Source organism: Methylobacterium sp. EM32, from assembly GCF_040593685.1.
Lineage (GTDB): Bacteria > Pseudomonadota > Alphaproteobacteria > Rhizobiales > Beijerinckiaceae > Methylobacterium.
Window position 1 is genome coordinate 1 of record NZ_JBEXZS010000150.1, and the last position, 22,790, is coordinate 22,790.

The following is a 22,790-nucleotide window of genomic DNA, read 5'->3' on the forward strand; positions in this document are numbered from 1 at the left end:
ATGATGCGGGGGACCTCTCCGGATGCGGCTTCCCCTCTCCGGACCCCGGCTTACGGGGGGGCCACGCTCCCCAACAGAGGGGGGGAGGGTTGGGATCGCGCCGCAAGCACGATCCGATGAGCCGTTTCCGCCGTGCCCCTCTCACCTTTCCCCATACCCCCGAGACCCCCATGCTCGCCAAGAACCAGCTCCACGACGCCGTGCACCAGGCCCCCGCCCGAGACCTCGCGGTGGCCGAGATCCGCACCACGATCGTCGACGTCCCCACCGTGCGGAAGCACAAGCTCTCCCAGACCTCGGTCACCGCGCAGAGCTACGTCATCGTGCAGCTTCGCCTCGCCAACGGCGTCGAGGGCATCGGCGAGGCGGCGACCCTCGGCGGGCCGCGCTGGAGCGAGGAGAGCGTCGAAGGCATCAAGGCCACGATCGACGCCTACCTCGCCCCGGCCCTGATCGGGCAGCCGGCCGACCGCTTCGTCGCCGCCGGCGAGCGCCTCGACGCCGCCGCCAAGCGCAACAACGCCGCCAAGGCCGCGCTGGAGACCGCTCTGTTCGACGCCGTCGGCCAGAGCCTCGGCCTGCCGGTCGCCGCGCTCCTGGGGGGTGCGGTGCGCACGAGCTTCCCGGTCCTGTGGACGCTCGCCTCCGGCGATCCCGACCAGGAGATCGCGGAAGCCGAAGGGAAGCTCGCGGCGCGGCTCCACCGCACCTTCAAGATCAAGATCGGCGCGCTCGCGCCGGAGGCCGACCTCGCGCGGCTCGCCCGCCTGTCGAAGGCGCTCGCCGACCGCGCGACGCTGATCGTCGACGCCAACCAGGCCTGGGACGAGGCCACGGCCCGCCGCTGCCTGCCGCGTCTCGCCGATCTCGGCATCGCTCTCGTCGAGCAGCCGCTGCCGGCCTGGAACATCGCCGGGATGGGCCGCCTGCGGAGTCGGGACGATGGTCCGCCGCTGCTGGCCGACGAGTGCGTGTTCACCGCCCACGACATGATGGGCGTCGCGCAAGCCGCCGCGGCGGACGCCGTCTCGCTCAAGCTCGTCAAGCATGGCGGCCTGATCGGCCTGCACAAGGTCGCGGCGGTGGCCGAGGCCGCCGGCATCGGGCTCTACGGCGGCTGCCTCCTGGAAAGCTCGGTCGGCGCCGCGGCGCATCTCCACGCCTTCGCGGGCCTGCGGGAGCTGGCCTGGGGCTGCGAGCATTTCGGCCCGCAGATCCTCACCGGCGACCTCGTCACCGAGCCGCTGGCCTTCCACGACTTCGCGGTGCACCTGCCCGACGGCCCCGGCCTCGGCGTGACCCTCGATCCCGACAAGCTGCGCCACTACGCCCGGAGTTGATCCCATGCTGTACTGCGTCGAGATGGACGTCGCGATCCCGCACGGGCTCGATCCCGGCATGATCGCCAAGTTGAAGGCCGACGAGAAGGCGCGCGCCCAGGAACTCCAGCGCCAGGGCAAGTGGCGCCACCTGTGGCGGGTGACGGGGCGCTACGCCAACGTCAGCGTGTTCGACGTCGAGAGCCACGACGAGCTGCACGACATCCTGTCCGGCCTGCCGCTGTTCCCGTTCATGACGATGCGCGTGACTCCGCTCGCGCGCCATCCCTCGGCGATCGGCTGAGCGAGAAGAAACGGGGCCAGCCAATCCCCGCCCCTGCCACCCTCCGGGTCATCCCGGGGCTCGCCGAAGGCGAGAACCCGGGATCCATAACCGCCGAGGGTGCCGGACCAGGCGAAACGCCGTCCGCCTCCTCTTGAAACGTCAGCGGTTATGGATCCCGGGTTCCGCTGCGCGGCCCCGGGATGACGATGAGGGCATAGATTCCGTCGATCATTCCGACGGATCTCGACGCCATTCGGCGCAAGATCAAGAAAACTCCAAACAAACCCTTCAGGAGGAAACCAAATCATGCCCCATCCACGCAGCCTCGACGTCCAGGACATCATCAACCGCCACGGGGTCTCGCGCTTCCAGCTGCGGATCGTGCTCCTGTGCTTCCTCGTCGTCGCGATCGACGGGTTCGACACGGCGGCGATCGGCTACATCGCCCCGGCACTCCGGGCCCAGTGGGGCGTGACGCAGGGCCAGCTCGCGCCGCTCTTCGGTGCCGGGCTGTTCGGCCTGATGATCGGCGCCTTCCTGTTCGGGCCGCTCGCCGACCGGGTCGGCCGCAAGGCGATGCTCGTCGTCACCACCGCCTTCTTCGGGCTCGCCAGCCTCGCCTCGGCCTGGTCGACCTCGATCGAGATGCTGACGGTGCTGCGCTTCATCACCGGGCTGGGCTTGGGCGGCGCGATGCCGAACGCCATCACGCTGACCTCGGAATACTGCCCCGAGCACCGCCGCTCCTTCCTCACCATGGCGATGTTCTGCGGCTTCACCGTCGGCTCGGCGCTCGGCGGCTTCGCGGCGGCGCACCTGATCGCCGATCACGGCTGGTCCTCGGTGCTGGTGATCGGCGGCGCGCTGCCCCTCGCTCTCGTGCCGGTCCTGGCCCTCGGCCTGCCGGAATCGGCTCGCTTCCTCGTGCTCAAGCAGGCCCCGGCCGAGACGGTCGCCCGGCTTCTCAAGCGCATCGCCCCCGCGGAAGACTTCTCGGGTGTAGTCTTCACCGGCATCGCCAAGCCGAAGGGCTCGCCGATCGGCCAGCTGTTCCAGCCCGGCCTCGTCGCCAGCACATTGTGCCTGTGGGTGACGTTCTTCATGAGCCTGCTGATCTTCTACCTGCTGTCGAGCTGGCTCCCCACCATCATCAGCAGCGCCGGGCTCACCCTCAAGGAAGCCTCCCTCGTCACGGTCATGCTCGCCACCGGCGGCACCATCGGCGGCCTCGTGCTCGGCGCGCTGATGGACCGGGTGAACCCGCACGCGGTGCTGGGCCTGTCCTACCTCGCGGCCGCCGGCTTCGTGGCGCTGATCGGCAGTTCCACCGGCTCGGTCGCCCTGCTGGTGGCGGCGGTGTTCGGCGCCGGCTTCTGCGTCGCCGGCTCGCAGATCGGCATCAACGCCCTCGCGGCCGGCACCTACCCGACCGCGAACCGGGCGACCGGCGTCGCCTGGGCCAATGCCGTCGGCCGGGTCGGCTCGGTAGTCGGCTCGATGATCGGCGCCTCGCTCATCGGCCTCGGCTACGGCCTGCCGGCGACCTTCGGCATCGTTGCCGTGCCGGCGCTGGTCGCGGCGGGCAGCATCCTGCTCAAGGGACGGCTCGGCACCCCGGCGGCCCGCCTCGCCCCGGTGCTCCAGAGCACCTGAGGCTCCCCCCTCCCGCGCGGTGCCCATCGCCCCGCGCGGGGGCTGGTCCGAGTCACCCGGTGGTGAATCGAAATGGCGGACGCCGGCCCCGGACCCCAGCGCCGGGGCCTGTCCATGACCGATCCCCTTGCGGCGCTAGAGCGCTTCACGATCGCGTTGCCATTGCGAAGCTCTCTAGGTCTATGATTTTGCCGCATTTTCTTCGACGAACCGGTGTCCACTCCGTCGAAAAATGCTCTCGGTGGGCCACAGCGCCCATGCGATGCCGCCACGCGACGCCCGGATGGCGAGCGTTCCCGAGAATGTTCGCTGGATCCACGCCTTCGATGCGCGGGCTACGGTGCCGGGGGCCATCGCCGGGGGGCTGAAGGCCGCGTGAGCCCTCCGCTCGGCCCAACTCGCCATCGCGGAGCCCAAATCTCCTCGACGACGGCGACCGGTCTACACGAGTCTCGACCGGTCAAAGGCATGATGGAGCCCGGCCGGTTGGCCGATGGCCCGATCCTTCACCAGCGGAATGCCGCCGACCCGGCGCGCGAGCCGATCGCGATATTTCATTTGTTATTGCGCGCGATTGTACTATGGGGCGAATGGCAGCAGAAGAAACCCTGCGCGAATCGTTCCGAGACGAGCCGTCGCCGCTACGTGAAGAGCGGCGAGGGTCTTCGCGCGCGTGCTACGCCATAAGGCCTAGGCTGTAAGTCCGAATGTTTCTAACTTAGATCAAGTACTACCTGTGCGCGTATGATCCTGACATACGACGCGACGACGGCCGCCAAGGGTCGTCCCCCCACCCCTCCCCGCGCCGCGGAACTGCTGGCGCACGTGCTGCGCGACCTCGCCCTGTCCTACGAGGCGGAGTGTCCGGGCGGCTTCGCGCGCTTCCGGCAGGCGCTGTCGGTCGAGTCGCTCGCGACCATCGCCCGCTTCAGCGGCGCGGCGACGACCGACGAGGCGGCGCGCGCCCTGGCGCGGCAGGTGCACGAGACCCTGCTCGACGTCGAGGAAGACGTCTGGGCGCTCCACACCGCCGCGCACTTAGACCACCTACTCCGCCGCGACGATCCCGGCTTGCGCCGCGTGCAGGCGCCGGTAGGCGCCGTTCGCCGCGACCAGCGCCTCGTGCGAGCCCTGCTCCAGGATGCGCCCGTTCGACACCACGGCAATGCGGTCGGCGTGCCGGATGGTGGCGAGGCGGTGGGCGATGACGAGGGTGGTCCGGCCTTCCGTCAGCTCTGCGAGCGCCTGCTGGATCTCGCGCTCGGTCTCGGTGTCGAGCGCCGAGGTCGCCTCGTCGAGGATCAGGACCGGCGGATTCTTCAGGAACACCCGGGCGATCGCCAGGCGCTGCTTCTGCCCGCCGGAGAGCTTGACGCCGCGCTCGCCCACCACCGTGTCGAGGCCGTCGGGCAGCAGCGCGATCAGGGCGTCGAGCCGGGCGCGGTGCGCCGCCTCGAGAATCTCGGCCTCGCTCGCATCGAGCCGGCCATAGGCGATGTTCTCGCGGATCGTCCCGGCGAACAGGAAGACGTCCTGCTGCACGATGCCGATCTGGCTGCGCAGGGAGGCCAGGGTCAGGTCGCGGATGTCGTGCCCGTCGATGGTGATGCGCCCGGCCTCGACGTCGTAGAAGCGCGGCACCAGGGAGCACAGGGTGGTCTTTCCGGCCCCCGACGGACCGACGAAGGCGACGGTCTCGCCCGCCCCCACCGCGAGGTCGACCCCGTCCAGCACCGGCCGGCCGTCGCCGTAGCCGAAATGCACGCCCTCGAAGCGGATCTCGCCGCGGAAGGCGGGCGCGGGGATCGCGCCCGGCTGGTCGACGATGTCGGGGGTGGTGGCGAGCAGCTCCCTATAGCGCCGGAAGCCCGCGATCCCCTTCGGGTAGGTCTCGACCACCGCGCTGATCTTCTCCAGCGGCCGGTAGAACACCCCGACGAGGAGCAGGAAGCCGACGAAGCCGCCGGCGCTGAGATCGCCCCGCACCACGTAGGCGGCGCCGCCGAGCAGCACCACGATCTGGACAAGGCGCATGCCGAGGTAGTTGAGCGACAGGCTCGCCGCCATGATCTTGTAGGCGTCGAGCTTGGTGGCGCGGTAGCGCTCGTTGTCGGCGGCGAACAGGCGCCGCTCGTGCGCCTCGTTGGCGAAGGCCTTCACCACGCGGATGCCGCCGACATTCTCCTCGATGCGGGCGTTGAAAGCACCCACGCGCCCGTACTGCGCCTGCCAGTTCCGGGTCATGCGGCCGCCGTAACGCACGGTGACGAAGGCGATGACCGGCAGGATCGCGGCGGTCATCAGCGCCAGCGGCGGGTGGACGGTGAGCATCAGCCCGAAGGCGCCGATGAGCGTCATCACGGCGATGAACAGGTCCTCGGGCCCGTGATGCGCGACCTCGCCGATCTCCTCCAGGTCCTTCGTCACGCGGGCGACGAGGTGGCCGGTCTTCTGGTTGTCGAAGAAGCGGAAGGACAGCGTCTGCAGGTGATCGAAGGCGCGGGCCCGCATCGTGGTCTCGATGTTGATGCCGAGCACGTGACCCCAATAGGTCACCACCACCATCAGCCCCGCATTCGCGACGTAGAGCGCTGCGAGCCCCACGGCCGCGAGCAGGATCAGGCTCCAGTCCTGCTGCGGCAGCAGCACGTCGACGAAGGCCTTGACCGCCATCGGGAAGCCGAGCTCGAGTAGGCCGGACAGGATGGCGCAGCCGAAATCGACGAGGAACAGGGTCCGGTACGGCCGGTAATAGGCGAGGAAGGCCTTGAGCATGTCGGTGGGACGGGTCTTGCCGGCGAGGGTGGGCGCGGCCGGGGCGGCGCGCGGGGTCCTGATACGCGGGAAACCGTGGGCGCGACAAGGTCACGGCGCGTGCCAAAGGGCCGCTGCGGGTCGAAGCGTCGGGCCGGCGAAAGGTCAGGGCAGGCCCGGAGGGGTGGCAGTGCTGTCGGACGGCTGAATTTCAGTATTATTCTAAATTGAACGAGGAGCGGATGCGTTCATCCGCCGAGGGAGCGGCCACGCGTTTACTTGCCTTCAGCCTCGCGCCCCGGACCAAGGCAGCGTGACAGAGGGCGGAACACAGCCTGTCTGCCGGTGCGTCTCTCGACGAGGCACAGACCGGCTTCCATGGTTCACCCCCGCCCTTTCTCGGACGACTGAAACGAAGTGGAAGGAGATCCGGGATCCAGCACAAAAAGTCGCGAAGCGTCCTTATGTCTGCAACGGTGCAGCATGCAGAGCCGCTTCGCGGCACTTCTCCCGCTGGATCCCGGATCTCCTTCCGCTGACGCTCTGGTCGTCCAGGAAAGGGCGGGGGCGGCTTACGAGAACGCGATGCCGGCGGATTCTCGATGCAGCCCGGCACCCGCCTTGCTCAAGCGGCCTCTTCGGGCAGGAGACGCATCACGCCGCCGCGTCGCGACCATCCCCCGCCGTCAGCACGCCGCGGCGGATCTGGTCCTCCTCGATCGACTCGAACAGGGCCTTGAAGTTGCCCTCGCCGAAGCCGTCATCCCCTTTTCGCTGGATGAACTCGAAGAAGATCGGCCCGATCGCGTTGGCCGAGAACAGCTGCAGCAGGATCTTGGTCATCCCGCCCTCGACCACGCCCTCGCCGTCGATCAGGATGCCGTTCCGCTCCATCCGCTCCAGCGGCTCGCCGTGGCCGGGCAGGCGGTTGTCGACGCGGCGGTAGTAGATCGAGGGCGGCGCGGGCATGAAGGCGACGCCGCCGGCCCGCAGGGCCTCGATCGTCGCGTAGATGTCGCGGCAGCCGCAGGCGATGTGCTGGATGCCCTCGCCGTTATAGGCGTGCAGGTATTCCTCGATCTGGCTCTTCGCATCGGCCGATTCGTTGATCGGGATGCGGATCTTGCCGTCGGGCGAGGTCAGCGCCTTCGAGAACAGGCCGGTCTGCTTGCCCTCGATGTCGAAGTAGCGGATCTGCCGGAAGTTGAAGATCTTCTCGTAGAACCCGGCCCAGACGCCCATCCGGCCGCGATGCACGTTGTGGGTCAAGTGATCGAGGTAGAACAGGCCCAGGCCCTCCGGCCGCGGGTCGCGCTCGCCGAGCCATTCGAACTCGGCCTCGTAGGGCGAGCCCTTGGCACCGTAGGTCTCCACGAAGTAGAGCAGCGAGCCGCCGATGCCCTTGATCGCCGGCACGTCGAGGGTCTTTGCCCCGTCCGCCGGGTCGGCCGGCTCGGCGCCGAGCGACACCGCCCGGTCGAACGCCGCCTTCGCGTCGACCACCCGGAACGCCATCGACGGGGCGCAGGGACCGTGGGCGGCGACGAAGCGGTGGCCGTGGCTGCCGGGCTCCTCGTTGACGAGGTAGTTCACGTCCCCCTGGCGATACACCGTGATCGCCTTGGTGCGGTGGCGCGCGACCGCCGAGAACCCCATGGCGCGAAACAGGTCGTGCAGGGCCTGAGGCTCGGGATGGGCGTATTCCACGAACTCGAAGCCGTCGGTGCCCATCGGGTTCAGGGCGGTGACCTCGGCGGCGGGAGCGTCGTGCGGATAGGGGCCCATCGTGTCCTCCGTGCTGATGGTTTGCATCACAGCATGGACGGCCCGCGCGGGGCGTGCGAAATCCGGGCGCCGGCCCGGGCTCGATGCACGGATCGTGCATGGACAGAGCCCTCGATGACCGATCCTCTCACCCTCGACGGGTTCGATCTGAAGATCCTCGCGGCGCTCCAGGAGGATGGCCGGCTCGGCAACCAGGAGCTGGCCGAGCGGGTGCACCTGTCGCCGAGCCAGTGCTCGCGCCGGCGCCTGCGGCTGGAGGAGCGCGGCGTGGTGCGGGGCTACCGGGCGGAGCTGGCGCCGGAGCCGCTCGGCCTGCGCGTCACGGTCTTCACCAAGGTCGCGCTCGCCACCCACAACCGCGACAATGCACGCCGCTTCGCCGAGCTGGTCCGCGGCCTCGACTGCGTGCTGGAGGCCCACGTGATGACCGGTGACAGCGACTACCTGCTGAAGGTGATCGTGCCCGACCTGAAGGCGCTGTCGGGGCTCGTCAACGACGTGCTGCTGCCGCACGAGAGCGTGGCGCACGTCCATTCCTCGGTGGTGCTCGACACGCTGAAGGAGGCGGCGGCGCTGCCGCTGCCGCGCGGATAGGCGGCGGCCCGCCGGAGCAAGCCGCCGCCGCGCCCGCCGAGCGGGCCGGGCTCACTCCACGGTGACGGACTTCGCGAGGTTCCTCGGCTGGTCGACGTCTTTCCCGAGCACTACGGCGGTGTGGTAGGCGAGCAGCTGCACCGGCACCGCGTAGACGATCGGGGCCACGACCGGGTCGAGGTCCGGCATCATCAGGGTGGCCAGCGTGTCGAGGCCGGCCGCGTCGGCGCCGCGCGCGTCGCCGATCAGCACGATCTTCCCGCCGCGGGCCGCCACCTCCTGCATGTTCGAGACCGTCTTCTCGAAGGTCGCGTCATGGGGGGCGATCACGATCACCGGCACCGCGTCGTCGATCAAGGCGATCGGCCCGTGCTTCAGCTCGCCGGCGGCGTAGCCCTCGGCGTGGATGTAGGAGATCTCCTTGAGCTTCAGCGCGCCCTCGAGCGCCATCGGGTAGGCCGTGCCGCGGCCGAGATAGAGCACGTCCCTTGCCTTGGCGATCTCGCGGGCCAGGACCTCGATCTCGTCCTCGCGCTTCAAGGCCTCGGCCATCAGGCCCGGCACCTTGATCAGCGCGTCGACGAGGCGCTTCTCCTGCGCCTCGTCGAGGGTGCCGCGCGCCCGGCCCGCCGCCAGCGCCAGGCAGAGCAGCACCGTGAGCTGGCACGAGAACGCCTTGGTCGAGGCGACGCCGATCTCGGGGCCGGCGAGCGTCGGCACCACGGCGGAGGCCTCGCGGGCGATGGTCGAGGTCGGGACGTTGACCACCGCCAGCGTGTGCTGCCCTTGCGATTTCGCGTAGCGCAGCGAGGCCAGGGTGTCGGCGGTCTCGCCCGATTGCGAGATCACGATCGTCAGCCCGTCCTTCTCCAGCGGCGGCTCGCGGTAGCGGGTCTCGGAGGCGACGTCGATCTCGACCGGCAGCCGCGCCAGCGTCTCGAACCAGTACTTGGCGACGAGACCGGCATAGTAGGCGGTGCCGCAGGCGGTGATCGAGATCCGGCTGAGCTTGGCGAAATCGAAGGGCAGAGCCTCCGGCAGGGCGACCCGGCCCGCCGCCAGGTCGACGTAGTGGGCGAAGGTGCGGCCCACCACCTCCGGCTGCTCGTAGATCTCCTTCGCCATGAAGTGGCGGTAATTGCCCTTGTCGACCAGGAAGGCCTGCGTGGCGATCTTCTGGCGCGGGCGGGCGACCACGTTGCCGGCGACGTCGCGGATCTCGGCGCCGTCGCGGGTCAGGATGGTCCAGTCGCCCTCCTCGAGATAGGTGATCTCGTCGGTGAAGGGGGCGAGCGCGAGGGCATCGGAGCCGAGATAGGTCTCGCCGTCGCCGAAGCCGACCGCGAGCGGCGCGCCGTGGCGGGCGCCGATCAGAAAATCTTCCTCGCCGGCGAACAGGAAGGCGAGCGCGAAGGCGCCGCGCAGGCGCGGCAGCGCCGCCTCGACGGCGGAGACGGGCCTAAGGCCCTGGCGCATCAGGTGGCTGACGAGCTGGGCTACCACCTCGGTGTCGGTCTCGGTCTCGAAGACGCAGCCCTCGTCGGCGAGCTCGGCCTTCAATTCTCGAAAATTCTCGATGATGCCGTTATGCACCACCGCCAGGCGCTCGGTGGCGTGCGGGTGGGCGTTGGTCTCGTTCGGCCGGCCGTGGGTAGCCCAGCGGGTATGGCCGATGCCGATCGCGCCGGCGAGCGGGTTCTGCAAAAGCTTGAGCTGGAGGTTCGACAGCTTGCCCTCGGCGCGGCGGCGCTCCAGGCGGCCGGATTCCAGGGTGGCGATGCCGGCGGAATCGTAGCCGCGATATTCGAGCCGGCGCAGCGCGTCGACCACTTGTCCCGCCACGGCATTCCGGCCGACGATTCCCACGATCCCGCACATGCTCACCGCCTCACGTCTCGCTCGCAGAGTGTCCCGCTGCGGGACGCTCCGGCCATTGTGCAGGGCATTGCGGCAGGATTCCTGCCGCACCGCACCCGCCACGCTCGCAGCGCTTCTACCGGACCGGCCGGCGATCCGGCGAGTCAACTTGCGTAACGGTTTGTGACGGCCAAGGTTCACCGCAGGGTCGTGGCAGGGTTGACGGACCGTGTGCGGGTGGCCCGAAGGCCGACCCGCCCGGCCGGATGCCTTCAGGGCATCATCACGGCGTCGATGACGTGGATGACGCCGTTAGACTGCATCACGTTGCCGATCGTCACCCGCGCCGTGTTGCCCTTGTCGTCGGCCACGAACAGCCGCTTGCCCTTCTGCATCACCGTGAGGTTGTCGCCCTCGACGGTCTTCAGCTCGGCCTGGCCGCCACCCTGCTTCACCAGCCCCATCAGGTCCTTGGCCGTGTAGGTGCCGGGCACGACGTGGTAGGTCAGGATCTTGGTCAGTGTCGGCTTGCTCTGCGGCTAGACCAGGGACTCGACCGTGCCGGCCGGCAGCTTGGCGAAGGCGGCGTTGGTGGGGGCGAACACCGTGAACGGGCCCGGCCCGGCCAGGGTGTCGACGAGGCCGGCGGCCTTCACGGCGGCGACCAGGGTGGTGTGGTCCTTCGAGTTGACCGCGTTCTCGACGATCGACTTCGAGGCGTACATCGGCGCGCCGCCGACCATCGGGCTCTTGGCCTCAGCGGCCCCGGCGGCCGTCGCCAGGGCAAGCGCCAGGACCAGGGTGCGGGCGTGGGTCCGGATCGTCATGGGGTGTCGTCCCGTCTCTCGTGTCGGCCCCGCTCTCGTCGGGGTCGAGGGCCGGTACGGCGGGCCGGACGGGAAAGTTTCAGGCCGGACGCGATTTTTTCGCGCCTCTCTGCATCGAGCGTGATTTTCTGGTGCCCTATTCCCGCACCAGGCGGCCGGAATAGACCACCGGCCCGGTCGGGGCGCCCAAGGGCGAACCGCCCGGCGGCTCCACCGAGACGGCGAGACTCGCCCCGTCGAGGACGGCCCGGTCGGCCGCCGGCAGCGGCAGCCGGCTGCCGGCCTCGGCCCGGACGAGGCCCAGCGAGCGCGGGGCGCCCGCCGCCGGGACCACCCAGAGTTCGAGGCTGCGGTCGCGCGGCGCCTCGGCGGCGAGCGCCCGGACCTGGACCGTGCCGGCCCGCGGATCGACCCGCACCACCAGGGCCGGCAGCTCGCCGCCCCGGTTCACCACCGCGAGGTAGTGCGACGTCTCGGGCGAGAGAACCCCGGGCGAGAGCATCCCCGGCGCGAGGCGCTCGACCGCGATGAACAGGGCGAGGCCGGCGGCGAGCGCCCCCGCGGCGAGAGCGGCGCGGCGCCAGCGCCGGAGCGCCGGGCGCAGGTCGACGACGGACGACCCCGGCGCCTCGCCCGGCAGGCGGGCGGCGATGCCCGCCCAGGCGCCGGGCGGTGGCGCGACCTCCGGCACGGCCCCGGCCAGGGGGGCGAGGCGCGCCTCCCAGGCCCGCTCGGCCGCCCGGAGCGCCGGGGAGCCGGCGCGCTCGCGCCGATAGGCCTCGCGCTCGGCGGCATTCAGGGTGCCGAGCACGTATTCGGCGGCCCGCAGGTCGGTCCCGTCGGGGGCGCTCATATCGGGGGCGCTCATGCGGCCTCGTCCAGGCAGCCGCGCAGCGAGGCGAGCCCGCGATGCAGCCAGGTCTTCACGGTGTTGACCGGCCGGTCGTAGCGCAAGGCCAGTTCCTCCCGCGACAGGCCCTCGCAATAGGCCTGCACCACGCAGTCGCGCTGCACCGGCTCGAGCCGTTCGAGGCAGGCGAGGAGCGCGTCGCGGCTCAGGAACTCCGCCTCGCTGTCCCGGGGATCGGCGACGCGCGCGAGCCAGTCTTCGTCCTCGTCGTCGCCCGCCGGCATCGGCACCTCGCTTCTCCGCCGCACCCAGTCGATGGCGCGGTGGCGCGCGATCGCGGCGAGCCAAGCCATCGGCCGTCCCGCCTCCGGGGCGTAGGTCGCCGCGTTCTGCCAGACCCGCAGGTAGCAATCCTGCAGCACGTCCTCGGCGGCGCCCCGGTCCCGGACGATACGCAGGATGAGGCCGAAAAGTTTCGGGGCGGTGCGGTCGCAGAGCGCCCGGAGCGCGTCCTGCCGTCCCGCCGCCACCCGGGCGATCAGCTCGGCCAGGGCCGCGGCCTCGGGCGCGCCGGGCGGGTCTTCGTGGGGACGGTGCTCGACGCGCCGCATCGCTTGGAATCTCCGGGGACGCGCCGCCCCCTGTCACCCTCGCCATAGATCAATCGCGCGCGAAGGACCACGGGGCGATGAGACCAGGGTGCCGCCGCGATGCGCCTTCCGGTCCCACCGGGATCTGCGCCATGATGCCGGCCTCCGGGCCCGGACGGTGAAGAGGCCCGGCCGGGGGAGGACCGCCATGATCGCCGCACCGACGGAGGCCGTCGCGCTTCCGTTCCCGAAGACGCCCTCCGAGACCATCACGGTGCTGGCTCATTACCACCGGGCCGAGATCGCCCGGATGGCCGGCTGGCGCGACCGGATCGACCGTACCACCAATTGGGCGATCACCGTCATCGCCGCGATGCTGTCGGTCTCGCTCTCGACGCCGACGGCGCATCACGGCGTGCTGCTGTTCTGCATGCTGCTGGTGATGCTGCTGCTCAGCATCGAGGCGCGGCGCTACCGCTTCTTCGACGTCTACCGCACCCGGGTGCGCCAGCTCGAGCGGCACTACTACGCCGAGGTCTTCGCCCCGAAGGCCTCGGCCGACCCGACGGCGCCCGATCCAGGCTGGACCCGGCTGCTCGCCGAGGACTTGCGCCACCCGATGTTCCACATCAGCCTGCGCGAGGCCTTCGGCCGGCGGCTGCGGCGCAACTACGGCTGGATGTTCGCGATCCTGCTGCTCGCCTGGGTGCTGAAGATCACCTCGGCCCGGCTCCAGGAGGTGGGAGGCCAGGCGGGTGCCCCGGCAGGCGTCGCCGAGACCACCCACGGCCTCTCCGAGATCCTGGCCGGGGCCGGCCTCGGGCCGCTGCCGGGCTGGCTCGTGCTCGCGGGCGTGGCCGCCTTCTACGCCTGGCTGCTCGCGGCCGGCCTGCGCGCCGGCCGCCGCGATCCCGACGATGGGTCGGTGCACGTGTAAGGGCGAGCCCCCGCGTGAGGGCGAGCCCTCACCCTTTAGTCGGCTTCGCCCACCCGGCCTTGACCACCTGCCGGCCGCGGCCGATCGCGAGCGTGCCGGGCGGCACGTCGTCGGTGATGACCGAGCCGGAGCCCACGAAGGCGCCGGCCCCGACCGTCACCGGCGCGACGAGCGCCGAGTTCGAGCCGACGAAGGCGCCGGCGCCGATCACCGTGCGGTGCTTGTTCACGCCGTCGTAGTTGCAGGTGATGGTGCCGGCCCCGAGATTGGCGCCCTCCCCCACCTCGGCGTCGCCCACGTAGGAGAGGTGGTTGACCTTGGCGCCGGCCTTGATCGCGGCGTTCTTCACCTCGACGAAGTTGCCGATCCGGGCGCCCTCCTCCAGCACCGCGCCGGGACGAAGACGGGCATAGGGGCCGACCTGCACGCCGTCGGCGAGGCGGGCCCGCTCCAGGTGGGAGAAGGCGTGGATGGTGCAGCCGTCACCGACGACGACGCCGGGGCCGAACACCACGTGGGGCTCCACCACCACGTCGCGGCCGAGCGCGGTGTCGTGGCTGAAGAAGACCGTCTCGGGGGCGATGAGGGTGGCGCCGGCCAGCATCGCGCGCCGGCGCAAAGTCGCCTGCACCGCCGCCTCGGCGGCCGCTAGCTGCACCCGGTCGTTGACGCCCTGCGCCTCGGCCTCCGCCACCGGCACGACCGCGACGGGCAGGCCGTCCGCGACCGCGAGCGCGACGGCGTCGGGCAGGTAGTACTCGCCCGCCGCGTTGGCGTTGCCGATCCGCTCCAGCAGCGAGAGGGCGTGGGCGCCCGAGAGCGCCATCAGCCCGGCATTGCACAGGGTGACGCGGCGCTCGGCCTCGCTCGCGTCCTTCTCCTCGCGGATCGCCGTCACCCGGCCACCCTCGACCAGCACCCGGCCGTAACCGGTGGGATTCGGGCTCTCGAAGGCCAGCACCGCGACCGCGGCGCCCTGGCCGAGCGGCGCGCGCAGGCGGGCATAGGTCTCCGGCGCGATCAGCGGCGTGTCGCCGAAGGCCACCACCACGTCGTCGGCGCCCTCCGCGAGCGCGCGGCGGGCCGCCAGCACCGCGTGGGCGGTGCCGAGGCGCTCGGCTTGCGAAAAGGCCTCGGCGCCGGGAAAACCCGCCACCACCCGGGCGACGTCGTCGCGGCCGGGCTCGACCACCACGGCGAGGCGCCCCGCCCCGGCTTCCGCCACCGAGGCGAGCACGTGGGCGAGCATCGGCCGGCCGGCGATGGGGTGGAGCACCTTGGGCAGGTCGGAGCGCATCCGCGTGCCCTTGCCGGCGGCGAGCACGACGGCGAGGAGGGAGCGGGTCCCTGCGGGCTTCGGCATGGAGGTCATCGGCGGCCTGTCATCGTCTCGGGACGTGTGGTCCCTGCATGGCGCAACCGTCTAGCCGATCGTCCCGGATCGGCAAGCGCGCGGCGTCTCGACCCGCATCGCTGACGTTGCGGCGTGTGAGACGCGATTCTTAACCCCCGGTTCAGCACGGATCGTGGTAAACGGCCGGCGCCCCCATCCGAATCCGGCACGGTTCCTCTCCCCACGATGATGCAGCCTCCCCCCGCTCAGCCCCCTCGCACAGCCCTCGACCGACGCGCCGTGCTGGCGCTCGCCGGCGGCCTCGCCGTGACCGGCGCGGCGGGCGCGCAGCCGACGGAGCCGGCGCCGCTGTCGGACGGGCAGCGTTTCGATCCCGGCCAGGTGGTCGAACTCGCCCGCGCGCTGGCGAAGAAGCCCTTTGCTGCCCCGGCGAACGACCTGCCCGACCCGTTCAAGAGCCTCACCTACGAGCAGTATATCGGCGTGCGGGCGCAACCCTCCGCCCTGCTCTGGGCCGGCGAGGGCCGCGGCTTCGTGGTCGAGCCGCTGCACCGCGGCTTCGTCTTCACCACGCCGGTGGCCCTGCACGCCGTCGAGGACGGGGTGGTGCGGCGCCTGTCCTACGACCGCAACCGCTTCACCTTCGGCAAGCTGACTCCCCCGGACGAGGGGCGCGACCTCGGCTTCTCGGGCTTCCGGCTCTATGCCAGCTTCAACGGCGCCGCCCCGTCCGACTGCGCGATCTTCCAGGGCGCCTCGTTCTTCCGCGCGCTCGCCGCCGGCCAGAGCTACGGCGTCACCGCCCGCGCCCTGACCCTGAAGCCGGCCGAGGCGAAGGGCGAGGAATTCCCGCTGTTTCGCACCTTCTGGCTCGAGCGGCCCGGCGCCGGCACCGGGCAGATCGTGATCCACGCGCTGGTCGATTCCGAATCCGCCACCGCGGCGCTCCGCATGACCCTGCGGCCGGGCGAGGCCACGATCGTCGACGTCGAGGCGACGCTCTGCCCGCGCACGAATCTCGAGCATGTCGGCATCGCCGGCATGACCGGCGCCTACCTCTTCGGACCGACCGACCATCGCGGCGCCGACGACGCCCGCCCCGCCGCGCACGAGGTCGACGGACTCCAGATCCGCAACGGCTGGGGCGAGGCGATCTGGCGCCCGGTGCAGAACCCGGACACTTTGCAGATCTCCGCCTTCATGGACCAGGACCCGAAGGGCTTCGGGCTGATCCAGCGTGCCCGCGCCTATGCCGACTACCAGGACGACGTGCAGCGCTGGGAGAAGCGCCCGAGCCTGTGGGTCGAGCCGCTCGGCAGCTGGGGGCCGGGCGTGCCGCAGCACGGCTGGGGCGTCGGCGCGGTGCAGCTGATCGAGATCCCGAGCGAATCCGAGGTCAACGAGAACATCCTGACCTACTGGCGGCCCAAGGACCCGGTCGCCAAGGAGATCGCCTTCAGCTACCGCCAGTTCTGGTGCTGGAGCGTGCCGGGCGCGCCCCCGCTCGCCGCCTGCTCCGGCACGCGGGTCGGCAAGGGCTCCGGTGGCAAGCGCCGGCTCTTCCTCGTCGACTTCACTGGCGAGGCGCCGTTCGCCGACGGCGTCGACCCGAACGCGCTGCAGATCGCGCTCCACACCGCGCCCGGCACCATCACCCGCCAGCGGGTCTATCCGTATCCCGAGCGCAAGACCGTGCGGGCGGTGTTCGAGCTCGATCCGGGCAACGACACGTCCTGCGAGCTGCGCCTCGTCGTCAAGGCCGGCGACAAACCCGTCAGTGAGACATGGCTGTATCGGTGGACCCCGTGACCCTCGCCCAAGTGACCCTCGCCCAAGCGACTCTTGCCCAAGACCTCGACACCCTCCGCCGCGACGCCCGTCCCCTGGCCGTCGCGCCCGCGGTGCCGGAGGAATCCCCCCTCGCCATGCCGGTGCAGGACCTGCGCGTCTGGTCGGAAGCGCAGGAGCACAGGGTCCCCGGCCGCCGGGCGCCCTGGGGGGCCCGCGCCTTCGTGTTCGGCGGCGGCCTCGCGCTGACGGTCTACGGCGCCGTGCAGATGTACGAGGTCGTGTCGGTCGCCGGCTCGACCACCTGGCTGCAGTGGCTGCTGCTCGCGCTGTTCACCCTCAACTTCTCGTGGATCGCGCTCGCCTTCACCTCGGGCCTCCTCGGCTTCATGGCGCTGCTGCGCCGGCGCCGGCCGGAGGTGAATCCTGCGCCGCTCACCACCCGCACCGCCGTGGTGATGCCGGTCTACAACGAGGCCACCGCCCGCACCTTCGCAGCGGTCGAGGCGATCCGCGAGTCGATCGAGGCGACGGGCGAGGGCGCGGCCTTCGATTACTGGATCCTGTCCGATTCGACCCAGGCCGATGCCTGGATCGCCGAGGAGCGGGCCTATCTCGCCTTGCGCGCGCGCCTCGGTGAGGGGGCCCGCCTCTATTACCGCCACCGGCAGAAGAACCACCACCGCAAGGCCGGCAACATCGCCGATTTCGTCACCCGCTGGGGCGGCCATTACGACCACATGCTGGTCCTCGACGCCGACAGCCTGATGAGCGGCGACTGCGTGGTGACGCTCGCCCGCGCCATGGAGGCGGATCCGGATTCCGGCATCATCCAGTCGCTGCCCTTGATCATCAACCGCAACACCCTGTTCGCCCGGGTGCAGCAATTCGCGGCCCGGATCTACGGGCCGGTGATCGCCACCGGCCTCGCCCTGTGGTCGGGCCGCGACGGCAATTACTGGGGCCACAACGCGATCATCCGCACGAAGGCCTTCGCCGACCATTGCGGCCTGCCGGACCTCTCCGGCAAGCCGCCCTTCGGCGGCCACGTGCTCAGCCACGACTTCGTCGAGGCGGCCCTGATCCGGCGCGCCGGCTGGAGCGTCTACATGCTCCCCGAATTGCAGGGCTCCTACGAGGAGAGCCCGCCCTCGCTGATCGACGTCGCGATCCGCGACCGGCGCTGGGCGCAGGGCAACCTGCAGCACAGCCGCATCATCGGCACGGCGGGCCTGAAGCTCGCCTCGCGCCAGCACTTCGCCACCGGCATCGCCGGCTACCTCGCCTCGCCGCTCTGGGCGGCGCAGCTCGTGGTCGGTATCGCGCTGGCCCTCCAGACCGCCTATATCCGCCCCGAATATTTCTCCACCGAGTTCCGCCTCTACCCGGTCTGGCCGCGCTTCGACCCCGTGCGCGCGCTCCAGCTCTTCGGGATCACGATGGCGATCCTGCTCGCCCCGAAGCTGTTCGGGCTGATCCTCGGCCTGCTGGACGCCACGGTGCGGCGCGCGAGCGGCGGGGCCCTGCGCCTCGTGCTCTCGGCCCTGATCGAGACCCTGCTCTCGGCGCTGATCGCCCCGATCGCGATGCTGGTGCAATCGGGCTCGGTGATCCAGATCCTGCTCCGGCGCGACGCCGGCTGGAACCCGCAACGGCGCGACGACGGCTCGATCCCGCTCTCGGACATCGTGCGCCGGCACCGCTGGCACACCATCCTGGGGCTGGTGGCCGGCGTCTCGGCCTTCGCCATCGCAACCTCGCTGTTCCTCTGGATGTCGCCCACCATCCTCGGCCTCGTCCTCGCGATCCCGATCTCCTGGGCGAGCGGGCAACTGGCGCTGGGCCTCGCCCTCAAGCGCGCCGGCCTCTTGATGACGCCCGAGGAGCGCGAGCCCCCGGCGATCGCGGTCGCCGCCAAGGCGATCGAGGCGCAGAACGCCGCTCTGGGCTTCGACGACGCCGACGGGGTGCGGGCGCTCCACGCCGATCCCGACCTCCAGGCCGGCCACCTCGCCTTCCTGCCCCCGGCCGAGCCCCGCCCCCGCGGCGCGCCCCAACCCGACCACGTCATGGCCCAGGCCAAGGTGGTCGAGGCCGAGACCATCGACGAGGCGGCGGGCTGGCTCAACGCCAAGGAGAAGATGGTGCTGCTGCATGACCGGGCGCTGCTCGACCGGCTGGCGCGGCTCGGGAGCTAGTCGGCTCACGGATCGACGGCCCTGCGCAAGAGGCTGGACATCCTCCCACGTCATTCCGGGGCCGCGAAAGCGGAACCCGGGATGACCTTGTGGGGTTGGACGCCGGCATGAACATCCCGCTTCCCGGCGGGTGCCGTCAGCCTGCCGGCTTCTCCCACTCCATCACCACGAACCACGGCACCCGCCGGTAGCGCGCGACCTTCGCCGGATCGCCGCCCTGCGGCGCCGGCTCGTCGAAGTGGCGCAGCGCCAGCCCTTGCCCGAGCAGAAGAGTCATGGTGAGCGAGAGCGGCCGGTGCCAGTTGTGCACCCGGATGCCGTGCCACGCCGCCCACTCGGCCCGCTCCTCCAGGTAATCGTCGATCCGGAAGCGGCGGACGCCGTCGGGATCCCCGGTCCAGGCGCCGGCTGTGCAGAAACTCGTCAGGTTGGCGATCAGGAGCGTGCCGCCCGGCGCCAGGACGCGGGCCATCTCGGGGATCGCCGCGCGGATGTCCGGGATGTCGATCAGCGTGAGGTAGCTGACGACGAGGTCGAAGGCGCCGTCCGCGAAGGGCAATGCCTCGGCGCGACCCGGGAGGTACACGCCTGCCGGATCGCGGGCCCGGGCCTGCCGCAGCAGGGCGTCGGTGGGATCGATGCCGACCGTCCCGACCCCGTGATCCTGCACCATGCGGCAGAAGCGGCCCTCGCCGCAGCCGACATCGAGGGCGCGGCGGAAACCGCGGCCGCGGATCCGCGCCAGCATCCTTGCGTCGAGCACGCAGGCGCGGCCGAAATCACCCGCCTCGCCCATATCGGCGATCCAGGCGGCGGCGGATTCGTCCCAGCCATGACTCATCGGTGACGCTCGGATTCGGGAAGGGGGGCGTCTCCTACGCTCTCCACTCCGCCGGTTCGCCGAGTTAACCGTTAAACCGCTTCGCGACGGAAGACCGCGCGATGATGACACGATGGTCCGGACTGTGGAACCGAGCCTGCTCCGCAGGGGGCGCGGCCCTTCGCTCCGCCATACCGCGAACACGAAAGAACATCCGAGTCTTAATCCCGCCGATTCGAGGATAAAATTCTCTGCAACAAATGCTTGTCGCCGCCCCGCACGGCGGAGTAAGCAAGATGCGTAACTCGAATCGGGAGGAATCGATGAGCGTTTCCGCGCATTTCGTTCGACCGATCTACACTCAATCCGTAATGGTCTCGCTCGCCGGCTACCTCGCCGCCGCGGTGATGTGCGCCGACCGGCGGGCGGTCGGGCGCTGACGGCGTCCGGAGCTTGTCCGATCGGTCGCGCCCTTCGATCGAGCAACCCACTCCGACGATTCTCCCGCCAGATCCCGCGTGAGTGGCCGGTAGATTTTATCCCACCCGCGACCTCATCCTGAGGTGCCGCGTAGCGGCCTCGAAGGAGGCCTCCAGAGATCGCAGCGGTAGCTGGAGACCTCCTTCGAGGTCAGTCGATTTTCAATCGACTGACACCTCAGGATGAGGTCGCGGGTGGGACAGAACGTGTTTCGCGGCACCGTCCTCGCAAGTCGAACAGGCTCACATCCCGGGACTCGCCGAAAGGCGAGACCTGGGAGGACGAGGAGGATTTCGAGCCGCCCGCCCCTCGACCGGCCTCTCACGCCGCGAGGCGCGGCCGGTCGCGGCGGTAGCTGGCGATCAGGCCGGCGGGAATCGTCTCCGCAGGGCCGGTCGCCGTGCCGGTGGCGGCCTCGCTCGCCAGGGCGCGGGCGAGCACCCGGGCCTCGTCGCGGGCCGCCTCGGCGTCGAAGCGGTTGAGCAGAGCGACGATGGCGTGGGAATCGGCGAAGGGCAGGCGCTCGCAGGCGGTCACCGCCCGCTCGATCATCCGCCGCGACAGGCCGGGGCCGGTGCTCTCGGAGAGGCCGCTCGCCTCCTCGTGCCAGGCGGACATCGCCGCCGCGAAGGCGGGTTCGAGGGCGGGCGGCAGGCCGGCCCGGCGGTAGAGCGCCGCCATGCCGCTGCCGCGCGGATCGTGCAGCAGCCCCGCCACCCGCTCGGCCGACAGGCCCGAGAGCTCGGTCAGCGCGGCCTCGGTGAAGGCCATCCGGCCCGACAGCATCGCCCGCAGGATCAGCCCGGGGGTGAGCTGGGCGGCGGCGCGCAGATGCGCGACGAGGCGGCGCAGGTCGGCCCGGTCCGAGCCTTCGGCGAGCCCGAGCGTCGCGCGCTCGCGCGCCTCCCGGGTCACCCGCTCGCTGCGCTCGCGCGAGAGCCAGCCGCAACCGCTCACGAAGGCCGACAGGGCGCTGGCGAGGCGGGCGGTCACCGCCTGGCGCACGTCGAGGGGGAGGTCGGCCCGGGCGAGCAGGGCCTCGCGGAGGGCGGCGTCCTCGCCGTGGCGCTCGACCATCCGCAGGAGGCTGCCGCGGGTGATCTCGGCGCCCGGATTGGCCGCGAGCGCCGCGAGCGCCCGCGCGCCGGCGATCTCCGCGAGCGCCCCGCACAGCATGGCCGAGAGGTGGGGCCGCCCGGCGATGGCGACCCGGCCCGCCTCGTCGCCGACGGCGGCGCAGTCGACGAGGTCGGCATCCGACAGGACGGGCGAGCGGGCGAGCACCAGCCCGGCGATCTCCGCCTGGTCCTGGGCGAGCGCGACCACCAGGGTCCGGGGCGCCTCCGCGGCGTTGGCGCAGGCCTCGGCGAGCGCCCGCCGCACCAGCGGCGAGGGATCGTCGAGGAGCGCCGTGATGGCGGTCTTCGCCTCCCAGCGCGCCGCCGGGTCGAGCTTGGCGTAGAGGTAGGCCCGGGCGAGCGCCGAGGCCGCCTCGGCCCGGCGCCCGGCGGATTCGTGCTGCGTCCAGAGCAGGAACTGGCGGATGATCATCGGCGCGGCTCCATGACGGGTCGTCGTCAGGACTGGATCGAGGAGGGCGTGACGGCGGCGCGGGTGCGCCCGCCGAATTCCCGCGGCCGGGCCGGCGGCAGGGGCACGCCGGTCGCCGCGGGGTCTTGGATCGTGTCTTGAACAGAGTCTTGGACGGTATCCCGGAGACCGGCCGGCGCACCCGGCGACGGCGTGGGCGCCGCTGAGGCGACCACCGGCCCGTCGCTCGAGCGCGGGAAGTAGCTCGGCGCCGCCACGCCGCTGCCCCGGCTGCCCCACAGCTTGGCGACGCTGTCGGAGACGGGTCCCCGGCGGGCATCGGTCTGGAACAGCGAGCGCAGGCCGCTGCCGGCCTCGGGCGCGTAGGCGGTCGGCGCGGCGGCCTGCGCGGTGAGCGTGGCGGCCGCCGACGGGACGGCCGGGCTGGTGCCGAGCACGGCGTAGAGCTCGGAGGCGCTGCGGGCCCGGCCGGTGCGGTCGTAGAACAACCCGCGATTGCCGGCGGCGGCCTCCGGCAGGTCGGCGGCGGCGGAGCGTCCCGGCGCGCCCTCGGCGGCCCGGATCAGGGTCAGCGCCCCGCGCACGCCGAGGAGGTGGGCGGCGTAGAGGTCGGCCCGGTTCGGCTCGCGGCCGAGGGCGTCCGAGAGGGCGTCGGCGTTGCGCCGGGTCAGCGCGCCGGCCATCGCCGAGGCGACCTCCGGGTCGCGCCGCAGGTCGAGGATCGCCTGCCGGGCCGCCGGATCGCTCACCGTGTAGCCGCCCGACGAGCGGGCGGTGATCGCCTCGGCATAGGAGCCGAGGCCGAGCGACGCGCCGTCCTGCTTCATCACCCCGAGCCAGGTCTGCTCGATGAACTGGAACAGGCCGGTGGCCGAGGACGTGCCGGCCTTGGCGCTCGGGTTGAGGCTCGATTCGCGTTGCGCCGTCGAGAGCAGGTAGTCGAAGGCGGCGCCGGTCTTCTCGGCGCCCTGGCGGATCGCGTCGATCACCGGGTTGCCTGAAGCCGAGCGGCCGGTGCCCTGGGCGGCGCCCTGGCTGGCAGTCCCTTGCGACGGCGTGGTGCTGAACAGGAACATGGCGGCCCGGTGGAGCGGCGTCGCAAGGCGCGGGCCGGCTCTCTCTCGGGCTTCAGGATGCTGGGGTTATG

Annotated in this window: 16 protein-coding genes and 1 pseudogene; 7 read left to right on the plus strand and 10 right to left on the minus strand. The window is 71.3% G+C overall.

All coding sequences use genetic code 11. The annotated features are described in order from the left end of the window. The first annotated feature begins 170 nt into the window (after positions 1-170). The 3 genes from ABZT49_RS20410 (at position 171) to ABZT49_RS20420 (ending at position 3,258) form a co-directional block, all read left to right on the plus strand. Entirely contained in the window at positions 171-1,340 is a 1,170-nt protein-coding gene (locus tag ABZT49_RS20410; RefSeq protein WP_355288477.1) for a muconate/chloromuconate family cycloisomerase, read from the plus strand. A 4-nt stretch (positions 1,341-1,344) separates the two neighbouring features. Then, positions 1,345-1,623: a muconolactone Delta-isomerase gene (gene catC / locus ABZT49_RS20415; RefSeq protein ID WP_355288479.1), complete on the plus strand. Its 279-nt coding sequence runs from the start codon at positions 1,345-1,347 to the stop codon at positions 1,621-1,623. A gap of 288 nt (positions 1,624-1,911) precedes the next feature. Next, entirely contained in the window at positions 1,912-3,258 is a 1,347-nt protein-coding gene (locus tag ABZT49_RS20420; RefSeq protein ID WP_355288481.1) for an MFS transporter, read from the plus strand. Positions 3,259-4,305: 1,047 nt separating this feature from the next. Here ABZT49_RS20420 and ABZT49_RS20425 read toward each other — a convergent pair. Continuing rightward, positions 4,306-6,033: an ABC transporter ATP-binding protein gene (locus tag ABZT49_RS20425; RefSeq protein ID WP_355288483.1), complete on the minus strand. Its 1,728-nt coding sequence runs from the start codon at positions 6,031-6,033 to the stop codon at positions 4,306-4,308. Positions 6,034-6,666: 633 nt separating this feature from the next. After that, positions 6,667-7,797 carry a 4-hydroxyphenylpyruvate dioxygenase gene (hppD, locus tag ABZT49_RS20430; protein ID WP_355288485.1) on the minus strand — a complete coding sequence of 377 codons (1,131 nt, stop codon included), beginning with the start codon at positions 7,795-7,797 and terminating at the stop codon, positions 6,667-6,669. Between the two features lie 114 nt (positions 7,798-7,911). Between hppD and ABZT49_RS20435 the strand changes: the two genes are divergently transcribed. Further along, a complete protein-coding gene (locus tag ABZT49_RS20435; protein WP_093569444.1) occupies positions 7,912-8,391 on the plus strand; it encodes an Lrp/AsnC family transcriptional regulator in 480 nt (159 codons plus the stop codon). Between the two features lie 51 nt (positions 8,392-8,442). Here the strand turns inward: ABZT49_RS20435 and glmS are convergent, their stop codons facing one another. From glmS to ABZT49_RS20455, 4 genes and pseudogenes are all read right to left on the minus strand, one after another. Continuing rightward, the gene (gene glmS, locus ABZT49_RS20440; RefSeq protein ID WP_355288486.1) at positions 8,443-10,269 is read right to left on the minus strand and encodes a glutamine--fructose-6-phosphate transaminase (isomerizing); all 1,827 of its coding nucleotides are present in this window, start codon (positions 10,267-10,269) and stop codon (positions 8,443-8,445) included. Positions 10,270-10,520: 251 nt separating this feature from the next. Further along, a pseudogene (locus ABZT49_RS20445) lies at positions 10,521-11,075 on the minus strand (fasciclin domain-containing protein). Positions 11,076-11,211: 136 nt separating this feature from the next. Continuing rightward, positions 11,212-11,943 carry an anti-sigma factor domain-containing protein gene (locus ABZT49_RS20450; RefSeq protein WP_355288488.1) on the minus strand — a complete coding sequence of 244 codons (732 nt, stop codon included), beginning with the start codon at positions 11,941-11,943 and terminating at the stop codon, positions 11,212-11,214. Beyond that, positions 11,940-12,536 (minus strand): sigma-70 family RNA polymerase sigma factor, encoded by a 597-nt coding sequence (locus ABZT49_RS20455; protein WP_355288489.1) that lies wholly within the window; start codon positions 12,534-12,536, stop codon positions 11,940-11,942. The genes ABZT49_RS20450 and ABZT49_RS20455 overlap by 4 nt, the downstream gene beginning before the upstream one ends. Positions 12,537-12,723: 187 nt before the next feature. Here ABZT49_RS20455 and ABZT49_RS20460 point away from each other — a divergent pair, with 187 nt between their 5' ends. Then, a complete protein-coding gene (locus ABZT49_RS20460; protein WP_355288491.1) occupies positions 12,724-13,452 on the plus strand; it encodes a DUF2270 domain-containing protein in 729 nt (242 codons plus the stop codon). A gap of 28 nt (positions 13,453-13,480) precedes the next feature. On the opposite strand, the gene glmU is transcribed toward ABZT49_RS20460, so the two are convergent. Next, the gene (gene glmU, locus ABZT49_RS20465; RefSeq protein WP_355288493.1) at positions 13,481-14,824 is read right to left on the minus strand and encodes a bifunctional UDP-N-acetylglucosamine diphosphorylase/glucosamine-1-phosphate N-acetyltransferase GlmU; all 1,344 of its coding nucleotides are present in this window, start codon (positions 14,822-14,824) and stop codon (positions 13,481-13,483) included. A gap of 207 nt (positions 14,825-15,031) precedes the next feature. Here glmU and ABZT49_RS20470 point away from each other — a divergent pair, with 207 nt between their 5' ends. Together ABZT49_RS20470 and mdoH are read left to right on the plus strand one after the other, a co-directional pair. Continuing rightward, positions 15,032-16,615: a glucan biosynthesis protein gene (locus tag ABZT49_RS20470; protein ID WP_355288495.1), complete on the plus strand. Its 1,584-nt coding sequence runs from the start codon at positions 15,032-15,034 to the stop codon at positions 16,613-16,615. 11 nt (positions 16,616-16,626) lie between these two features. Then, a complete protein-coding gene (mdoH, locus tag ABZT49_RS20475; protein ID WP_355288527.1) occupies positions 16,627-18,792 on the plus strand; it encodes a glucans biosynthesis glucosyltransferase MdoH in 2,166 nt (721 codons plus the stop codon). Between the two features lie 136 nt (positions 18,793-18,928). On the opposite strand, the gene ABZT49_RS20480 is transcribed toward mdoH, so the two are convergent. The 3 genes from ABZT49_RS20480 to ABZT49_RS20490 form a co-directional block, all read right to left on the minus strand. Then, a complete protein-coding gene (locus ABZT49_RS20480; protein WP_355288497.1) occupies positions 18,929-19,633 on the minus strand; it encodes a class I SAM-dependent methyltransferase in 705 nt (234 codons plus the stop codon). Positions 19,634-20,413: 780 nt separating this feature from the next. Then, positions 20,414-21,643 carry a DUF2336 domain-containing protein gene (locus ABZT49_RS20485; RefSeq protein ID WP_355288499.1) on the minus strand — a complete coding sequence of 410 codons (1,230 nt, stop codon included), beginning with the start codon at positions 21,641-21,643 and terminating at the stop codon, positions 20,414-20,416. 26 nt (positions 21,644-21,669) lie between these two features. Then, complete coding sequence (locus ABZT49_RS20490; RefSeq protein WP_355288501.1) at positions 21,670-22,719, minus strand: transglycosylase SLT domain-containing protein; 1,050 nt, start codon at positions 22,717-22,719, stop codon at positions 21,670-21,672. Positions 22,720-22,790: the final 71 nt, after the last annotated feature.